The sequence below is a fragment of the Kitasatospora sp. NPDC004272 genome (genome assembly GCF_053603035.1).
Genome location: NZ_JBSGET010000052.1, coordinates 40,119 through 48,589, shown reverse-complemented (window position 1 = coordinate 48,589; position 8,471 = coordinate 40,119). Strand labels below are relative to the sequence as shown.

Here is an 8,471-nt window from a genome sequence, read left to right as displayed (position 1 = left end):
TGCAGGGGGGACCCTGTGGGAGAGTAGGACGCCGCCGAACAATCATTCATGAAAGGGCTCCAGCCGTCAGGCTGGGGCCCTTTCTGCATTTCCGGGACCGGAAGGAACAAGGAACGGGGAAGTAGGGGAGCGGGACCGAAAGGGCAGACGAGGGGGTGTGTGTTGCCGGGTGGGGCGGTGCACGGCACACTGTGGCGTCATGGTCGTGGAGCAGGGCGAGGGGGTCGGCGGTAGAGCCGGTCGGGGCGACGGCGACTTTCGGGTGTTCTACGAGGCTGCGTACGGGCAACTGGTCGCGCACCTGTACGCGCTGACGGGCGATCTGGGCGAGGCGCAGGATGCCGCCCAGGAGGCGTTCGTGCGGGCGTGGAACCACTGGGGGCGGCTGGTGTCGCACGAGAATCCGGTGGCCTGGGTCCGGTTGACGGGGCAGCGGATCGCGATCAGTCGGTGGCGGCGGGCGCGGACGGCGTTGCAGAGCTGGATCCGGCACGGGGACGGGCAGCAGTCCCCGGTTCCGGGGCCGGGGCCGGGGCCGGAGACGGTGGCGTTGGTGGAGGCGCTGCGGAAGTTGCCGGAGGCGCAGCGGTCGGCGTTGGTGTGGCACCACATGGGAGGGCGTTCGGTGGCGGAGATCGCCGCGGACGAAGGGGTGCCGGTGGGGACGGTGAAAGCGCGCTTGCACCGGGGGAGGCAGGCGTTGGCGGTGCTGTTGGGGGAAGAGCCGGCGGCGGTCGTCGAGGAGCCGGTGGTCGCCCCGATGCGGCCGGTTCGGGCGGCTGCCGCGGCTGAGCGGCAGGATGTGCGGGAGGGCGTGCGGGAGCAGCGGACGACGGGGGGCGGCGGTGCGGAAGGGGGGCCGGAGGCTGTGGAGTTGACGGGGGACCGGGTGCGGGTGGCTGAGGACTGCGGTTCGCATGTCTAGGTCCGAACTCCCGGAGGTGGACGAGGCGGAGGACCGTCCGGCGATCGGTGCTGTCCGTCTGGAGGCGATGTTCGACGGGCTGCGGCGCGACGTGGCACTGAAGGTGCCGGCGCCGGAGAGCGCGGAGGTGGTCCGGCGCGGGGCGCGGCGTCGGCAGCGGCGTCGGGCTGGTGCGGTGGCCGGGGCCGGGGTGCTGGGCGTCACGGCGTTGTGGACGGTGACGTCGGTGCTGCCGCCGCGGTCCGCGCACGGGGTGGCGGGGGTGCCGGTGGAGCGGTCGGCGCTGCCGCTGCCGAAGGCGTCGATCACGTTGACGTTCGCTCCGTCGCCTTCGCTCCCGCCGTTGCCGACGGCTTCGGGGTGGGTGCTGTCGGCGCTGGAGTCGGCGGAACCGGAGGTGCGGGCGCTGGTGTTGGAGGCGGCGCGGCTGCCGAAGGTGACGGGCTGGTACGGCCCGTGGTCGCCGGTGCCGTCGGGCGGCGCATCCGCGTCGGCGTCGGCGTCGGCGTCGGTGCTGGTTTCGGTCACGCCCGGTGCGTCGGGCAGTGCGGGTGCCGGTGCGCACCCGGTCGACGGTGGGCAGGTCGACGGTGGGCAGGCCGGCGGCGGGCGGGCCGGATCGCCGTCCGGGGCGTCGGGTACGGCGTCGGGCCCGGGGCTGGAGGGGGCGTTCGCGGACGGGTGCGTGCCGGGGCTGGTGGCGACTGCGGGGGCGGAGCGGGTGTGGGGGGAGACCTACACGGACGGCGGGGAGGCGGGGACGACGGCGTACCAGTACGTGCTGGAGTTCTCGACGTCGGCGGTGGCCCGGTCGGTGGGGGACCGGATGCTGTCGGGCGAGGACTGCCGGGCGGAGGGGTGGACGGTGGGGGAGCGGGCCGCGGGGGTGGTGGCGCTGGGGCTGCGGCAGTCCTCGACGGCGGCCGAGGAGGTCGCGGTGCACGTCAGCGGGTCGATGGTGGCGGTGATGGCGGTGCACCGGAGCGGGATCGGGGTGACGCCGGAGTCCGGGGCGTCGTACCCGTTCCGGGTCGCGGCGGCGGAGTTCCAGGGGCTGGGGGCGCCCGGAACGACGGGGTCACCGGGTGCCTCGGGGGCGCCGTCGAAGTCCCCGTAGCCGTAGCCGTAGTCGTGGCCGTAGTCGGAGCCGTGGCCGTAGCCGTAGTCGGACCCGCGGCCGGAACCGGAACCGTAGTCAGGTCGAGAAGGCGGGGCGGAGCCGCGGGGCGGGTGGGACGGCCGGGTGCGCGGTCGGCTCGAAAAAGTTCGGAATCCGATGCAACCCGTCTGCTCCGGGCCGCGTTGGAGTGTTGAGACCGTCGCCGTGAGGGCGCCGGTCGTCGGGGGAACATCGGGCCGGCCGGCCGGGGCAGAACAGGGGACTGCCCCGGCCGACCGGTCCGGTGGCGTCCCGGTGGGACAGGTCGTGGCGAGCCGTGCGGTTCGGACCGGAGGGGAATGGCGTGGGGGTCGAGACCGTGGGCGTGGGGGCCGGGCCGGATTTCGAGGAGTTGCGCAGGCGCGCGGCCGCGGGCGGACCGCCTCCCGCGGAGGGCATGGTGGTGTGCGAGAACCTGGTGCGCATCCACCGGACCGAGGGCGTCGAGGTGCAGGCCCTGCAGGGGTTGGACCTGCTGGTCGAGGAGGGCGAGCTGATCGCGCTGGTCGGCGCCTCGGGTTCGGGCAAGTCGACGCTGCTGGGGATCCTCGCGGGGCTGGACGTGCCGACGGCGGGCAGCGCCCGGGTGGCGGGGCACGACCTGCTGGCGATGGGCAAGCGCGAGCGGCTGGACTTCCGGCGCCGCACGGTCGGCTTCGTCTGGCAGCAGACGGCCCGCAACCTGCTGCCGTACCTGACGGCGGTGGAGAACGTGATGCTGCCGATGGGGTACGCGAGCGTGCCGCGGCGGGACCGGCGGCGGCAGGCGGGGGAGCTGCTGGAGCTGCTGGGGATCGGGCACCTGGCGGGCCGGCGGCCGGACGAGATGTCGGGCGGTGAGCAGCAGCGGGTGGCGATCGCGGTGGCGAACGCGAACTCCCCGGCGCTGCTGCTGGCGGACGAGCCGACGGGCGAGCTGGACAGCGCGACCAGCGAGGAGATCTTCGCGGCGCTGCGTTCGGTGAACGAGGAGCTGGGGGTGACGGTGCTGATCGTCACCCATGACCTTATGGTGGCGCAGGAAGTGCGCCGGACCGTGCGGATCCGCAACGGGCGGACCTCCACGGAGGTGCTGCGTCCCGAGCGGGGCGAGCCGGGCGTGGAGTACGCGGTGCTGGACCGGGTGGGCCGGTTGCAACTGCCGCCGGACTTCACGGAGGCGCTGCAGCTCAGCCGTCGGGTGCGGCTGGCGTTGGAAGAGGACCACATCGGGGTGTGGCGGGCCGAGGAAGAGGTGCAGGGGTGAGCGACGGCGCGATGGTGGTCGTGGAGGACGTGCACCGGACGTTCGGCGAGGGCGATCGGGCGGTGCACGCGGTGCGCGGGGTGTCGTTCACCGCGCGGGCGGGCGAGTTGACGGCGCTGCGCGGCCGGTCGGGTTCGGGCAAGACGACGCTGCTGAACCTGGTGGGCGGGCTGGACACGCCGTCCTCCGGGAAGATCAGCATCGCCGGGACGGACCTGGCGGGCCTGGACGAGGCGGGCCGGCTGGAGCTGCGGCGGGACCGGATCGGTTTCGTGTTCCAGTCGTTCGGTCTGATCTCGGTGCTGACGGCGGCGGAGAACGTCGGGGTGCCGATGCGGCTGCGCAAGGTGGCGGTGAAGGAGCGCGAGGAGCGGATCCGGACGCTGCTGGCGATGGTGGGCCTGTCGGAGCACGCGGAGCAGCGGCCGACCGAGATGTCGGGCGGTCAGCAGCAGCGGGTGGCGGTGGCGCGGGCGCTGGCGAACGAGCCGGCGCTGCTGATCGCGGACGAGCCGACCGGCCAGCTGGACTCGGACACCGGGCTGGCGATCATGCAGCTGCTGCGGGCGGTGGTGCGCAGCGAGGGCGTGACGGCCCTGGTGGCGACGCACGACCCGCAGCTGATGGAGCTCGCCGACCGGGTCCTGGAGTTGCGGGACGGCAAGATCGTCGAGTAGTCGGCGGGCGGGTCCGGGCGACCGTGTGGGCTCGCCCGGGCCGTCGTCGTTCCCGGCCCGGTTCTCCGGCTCTCGGGGCGTCCGGTCCTCGGAGCGTCCGAGGGGCAGACCGTCAGGAGCTCAGACCGTCAGGAGCTCAGGCGGTCAGGAGCTCAGGCGGTCCAGAGCGCGCGGACCTGCTCGGCGATCCGGTGCCCCTGGGCCCGGCCGGCCTCGGCGGAGGGGGTGCGGACGGCGTTGTCGAGCGGGTTGGGGCCGGCCGCGGCGAGCGAGTCCTCGTCGGGGGTGACGGCGAGCACCTTGCCGGTGGTTTCGAGGAGGGCCAGTTCGGGGGCGAGGAACGGGTCGGTCATCGGAGCCAGCACCAGGACGGCCTGCTGCCCGGTCATCAGGTCGGCGTTGTTGGAGCTGCGGACGCCGCCGTCCATGTAGCGGCGGCCGTCGATCTCGACGGTGGGCCAGATGCCGGGGACGGCGCAGCTGGCGGCGACCGCGTCGACCAGCGGGACGCCGCTGCGGCGGTCGAAGGTGCGGGGTTCGCCGGTCTCGGCGTCGACGGCGGTGACGGTGAGCGGCCAGGCGGGCCAGTCGTGGCGCGGGAGGCGTCCGGCGATGACGGCGAGCCGGTCGGCGGCGGGGACGGTGTCGGCGGCGAGGGCGAGCGCGCCGACCCGGCGGCGCAGTTCGGTGGGGTCGTCGATCTCGGTGATCAGCCGGCCGAGGGTTTCGAAGAGGGCGCCGAGGGCTTCGGCGGGCGGGGTGATCTCGGGGTTCTGCAGCTCCGGGTCGGTCTGCCGGCGGTAGAGCTCGGCGAGCGGGAGGCCGGAGGCGAGCTGTCCGGCGACGGTGGACCCGGCGGAGGTGCCGAGGACGTGGTCGGCGGTGCCGGGGACGTCGATCCCGGATTCGGCGAGGCCGTGCAGCAGGCCGGTCTCCCAGGAGATTCCGGCGAGTCCGCCGCCGCCGAGTACGAGTCCGCGCATGGTGGTTCCCCCTCGAATCGTTCGGTTCCCCGGCATTCTGGTGCACGGGCCGCCGGGGGCGTCAAGAAAGTGACAATTCTCCGCCGGGGAGCGGTCCGATCAGCGGATGGTGCGATTTCTGCCCGTAGTCTCGGAGCCATGGTGCACACGGCCCGTGGCAGGTTGCGGATCTACCTCGGGGCGGCCCCGGGCGTCGGCAAGACCCACGCGATGCTGGCCGAGGCGCACCGCCGGGCCGAGCGGGGCGCCGAGGTGGTGGTCGGCTTCGTGGAGACCCACGGCCGGGCCCGCACCGCCGAGCTGCTGGCGGGCCTGGAGACCGTCCCGCGCCGGACGATGACCCACCGGGGCGCCGAGTTCACCGAGCTGGACCTGGACGCGGTGCTGGCGCGAGACCCGGCGCTCGCGTTGGTCGACGAGCTGGCCCACACCAACGTGCCCGGCTCGCGCAACGCCAAGCGCTGGCAGGACGTGGAGGAACTGCTGGCGGCCGGGATCGACGTCATCTCCACCGTCAACGTCCAGCACCTGGAGTCGCTGGGGGACGTGGTCGAGGGCATCACCGGCGTCCGGCAGCGGGAGACCGTGCCGGACGAGGTGGTGCGCCGGGCCGACCAGATCGAGCTGGTCGACATGTCCCCGCAGGCGCTGCGCCGCCGCCTCGCGCACGGCAACGTGTACGCGCCGGACAAGGTGGACGCGGCGCTCGCGCACTACTTCCGGCCCGGCAACCTGACGGCGCTGCGCGAACTGGCGCTGCTGTGGACGGCCGACCGGGTCGACGAGTACCTGCAGCGCTACCGGGCCGAGCAGGGCATCCAGGGCACCTGGCAGGCCCGGGAGCGGATCGTGGTCGGCCTGACCGGCGGCCCGGAGGGCGCCACGCTGATCCGCCGGGCGGCCCGGATCGCGGCCCGCAACAGCGCGGGCGAACTGCTGGCGGTGCACATCTCGCGCTCCGACGGCCTGTCCGGCTCCTCCCCGCAGGCGCTGATCGAGCAGCGCGCCCTGGTGGAGAGCCTCGGTGGCAGCTTCCACCCGGTGCTCGGCGACGACCCGGCGGCCGGGCTGCTGGACTTCGCGCGCGGCGTCAACGCCACCCAGATCGTGATCGGCACCAGCCGCCGCAAGGTCTGGCAGTACGTGTACGGGCCGGGCGTCGGCTACACGGTGACCCGGGACTCCGGGGACATCGACGTCCACATGGTCAACCACGAGCACGCGGCGCGCGGCCGGGGCCGGATCCCGATCCGCAAGGTGACCGACCTGGGCCGGACCCGGACGGTCGCGGGCTGGGTGATCGGGGTGGTCGGGCCGCCGCTGCTGGCGCTGGCACTGACCGGGCTGCACGGGCCGGGGCTGTCCACCGACATGCTGCTGTTCCTGTCGCTGACGGTGTGCGCGGCGCTGGTCGGCGGGCTGTACCCGGCGATCGCCTCCGCGCTGGTCTCCTCCTCGGCGCTCAACTACTACTTCGCGCCCCCCGTGCACACCTTCACCATCGCCCAGCCGGAGAACATCGCCGCGGTGGCGATCTTCGCGGCGGTCGGCATCGCGGTGGCCACCGTGGTAGACCTGGCGGCCCGGCGCAGCCACGTCGCGGCCCGCGCCCAGGCCGAGGCGCAGACGCTCTCCGCGCTGGCGGGCACCGTGCTGCGCGGCGCGCCGACCGGCGAGGGGGTGCTGACGGCGCTGCTGGAGCAGGTCCGGGAGACCTTCCAGCAGGAGGCGGTGGCGCTGCTGGAGCGTACGGACCCGCACGGCGGCTGGCAGGCCGCGGCCTCGGTCGGGCCGCGTCCGCCCGCCGGGCCGGAGCGGGCCGACGTGGACGTTCCGGTCGGCGAGCGCCTGGCGCTGGTGCTGCGCGGCCGGGTGCTGCCCGCCGGGGACCGGCGGATGCTCGGCGCGTTCGCCAACCAGGCCGCCGTGCTGCTGGAGCGCCGCCGGCTGGCGGGGGAGGCGGCCGCGGCCCGCCGGGAGGCGGAGGGCAACCGGATCCGCACCGCGCTGCTGGCCGCCGTCTCGCACGACCTGCGCACCCCGCTGGCCGGGATCAAGGCCGCGGTGTCCTCGCTGCGCGCCGAGGACGTCGAGTGGGACCCGGAGGACGAGGCCGAACTGCTGGCCGGGATCGAGTCCGGCGCGGACCGGCTCGACCACCTGATCAACAACCTGCTGGACATGAGCCGGCTGCAGACCGGCACGGTCACCCCACTGCTGCAGCCCACCGACCTGGACGAGGTGGTGCCGTTCGTGCTCGGCGGCGTCCCGCCCGGCAGCGTGCGCCTCGACGTGGCGGAGTCGCTGCCGATGGTGCGGGCCGACGCCGGGCTGCTGGAGCGGGTGCTGGCCAACCTGGTGGAGAACGCCGTCAAGCACGGGCCGCCCGGGTCACCCGTCCTGGTGAAGGCGGATCTGCTGGAGCGCGCCGGACGGGTCGAACTGCGGGTGGTCGACCGCGGCCCCGGCGTCCCCGAGGAGGCCCGGGAGCGGATCTTCGCCCCGTTCCAGCGGCATGGCGACGCCCCGCGCGGCGCCGGGGTCGGCCTCGGCCTGGCGGTGGCCCGCGGCTTCGCCGAGGCGATGGACGGCACCGTCACCGCCGAGGACACCCCCGGCGGCGGGCTGACCATGGTGGTCTCGCTGCCCGCCGCCCCGGCACACCCCGCCCCGGCGCACCCCGCCGGCGCAAGAGACGTACGAGACGCACGAGACGCACGAGACGAACGAAAGGCCGGTTCCGCATGACCCGGGTCCTCGTGGTGGACGACGAACCGCAGATCGTCCGCGCCCTGGTGATCAACCTCAAGGCCCGGAAGTACGAGGTGGACTCCGCGCACGACGGCGCGGGCGCCCTGGAGCTGGCCGCCGCCCGCCACCCCGACGTGGTCGTGCTCGACCTGGGCCTGCCCGACATGGACGGCGTCGAGGTGATCCGCGGCCTGCGCGGCTGGACCCGGGTGCCGATCATCGTGCTGTCCGCCCGGCACGCCTCCGACGAGAAGGTCGAGGCGCTGGACGCCGGCGCCGACGACTACGTCACCAAGCCGTTCGGCATGGACGAGCTGCTGGCCCGGATGCGGGCCGCCGTCCGCCGGGCCGAACCGGTCACCGCCGAGGGCGAGCCGGTGATCGCCGCCGAGGGCTTCACCGTCGACCTGGCCGCCAAGAAGGTCAACCGGCAGGGCGCGGACGTCCGGCTCACCCCCACCGAGTGGCACCTGCTGGAGGTGCTGGTGCGCAACTCCGGACGGCTGGTCAGCCAGACCCAGCTGCTCCAGGAGGTGTGGGGCCCGGCCTACCGCAAGGAGACCAACTACCTGCGGGTCTACCTGGCGCAGCTGCGCCGCAAGCTGGAGCCGGACCCCTCGCACCCCCGGCACTTCATCACCGAACCGGGCATGGGGTACCGCTTCGAGCCGTGACCCGGCCGTGATCCACCCCACGCGCGGCCCTGCCGCCCGGCACCGGCGAACCGGTA

The 8,471-nt window shown here is 74.3% G+C and carries 7 protein-coding genes; 6 read left to right on the top strand and 1 reads right to left on the bottom strand.

Annotation, left to right across the window (positions count from 1 at the left end; translation table 11 throughout):
- The first annotated feature begins 199 nt into the window (after window positions 1-199).
- The 4 genes from ACWEO5_RS17980 (at window position 200) to ACWEO5_RS17965 (ending at window position 4,007) form a co-directional block, all read left to right on the top strand.
- On the top strand, window positions 200-925 hold the full coding sequence (locus ACWEO5_RS17980) for a SigE family RNA polymerase sigma factor (protein ID WP_452163281.1): 726 nt from the start codon (window positions 200-202) through the stop codon (window positions 923-925).
- Window positions 918-2,042, top strand: a complete 1,125-nt coding sequence (locus tag ACWEO5_RS17975) for a hypothetical protein (RefSeq protein WP_452163280.1) — start codon at window positions 918-920, stop codon at window positions 2,040-2,042. The genes ACWEO5_RS17980 and ACWEO5_RS17975 overlap by 8 nt, the downstream gene beginning before the upstream one ends.
- A gap of 346 nt (window positions 2,043-2,388) precedes the next feature.
- Window positions 2,389-3,330 (top strand): ABC transporter ATP-binding protein, encoded by a 942-nt coding sequence (locus ACWEO5_RS17970; RefSeq protein ID WP_452163279.1) that lies wholly within the window; start codon window positions 2,389-2,391, stop codon window positions 3,328-3,330.
- A gap of 11 nt (window positions 3,331-3,341) precedes the next feature.
- Entirely contained in the window at window positions 3,342-4,007 is a 666-nt protein-coding gene (locus ACWEO5_RS17965; protein WP_452163283.1) for an ABC transporter ATP-binding protein, read from the top strand.
- A gap of 152 nt (window positions 4,008-4,159) precedes the next feature.
- Here ACWEO5_RS17965 and ACWEO5_RS17960 read toward each other — a convergent pair whose 3' ends face one another.
- The gene (locus ACWEO5_RS17960) at window positions 4,160-4,990 is read right to left on the bottom strand and encodes a patatin-like phospholipase family protein (protein WP_452163278.1); all 831 of its coding nucleotides are present in this window, start codon (window positions 4,988-4,990) and stop codon (window positions 4,160-4,162) included.
- 138 nt (window positions 4,991-5,128) lie between these two features.
- Here ACWEO5_RS17960 and ACWEO5_RS17955 point away from each other — a divergent pair, with 138 nt between their 5' ends.
- The gene (locus ACWEO5_RS17955; protein ID WP_452163277.1) at window positions 5,129-7,738 is read left to right on the top strand and encodes an ATP-binding protein; all 2,610 of its coding nucleotides are present in this window, start codon (window positions 5,129-5,131) and stop codon (window positions 7,736-7,738) included.
- On the top strand, window positions 7,735-8,415 hold the full coding sequence (locus ACWEO5_RS17950; protein ID WP_452163276.1) for a response regulator: 681 nt from the start codon (window positions 7,735-7,737) through the stop codon (window positions 8,413-8,415). The genes ACWEO5_RS17955 and ACWEO5_RS17950 overlap by 4 nt, the downstream gene beginning before the upstream one ends.
- The last annotated feature ends 56 nt before the right edge of the window (window positions 8,416-8,471 follow it).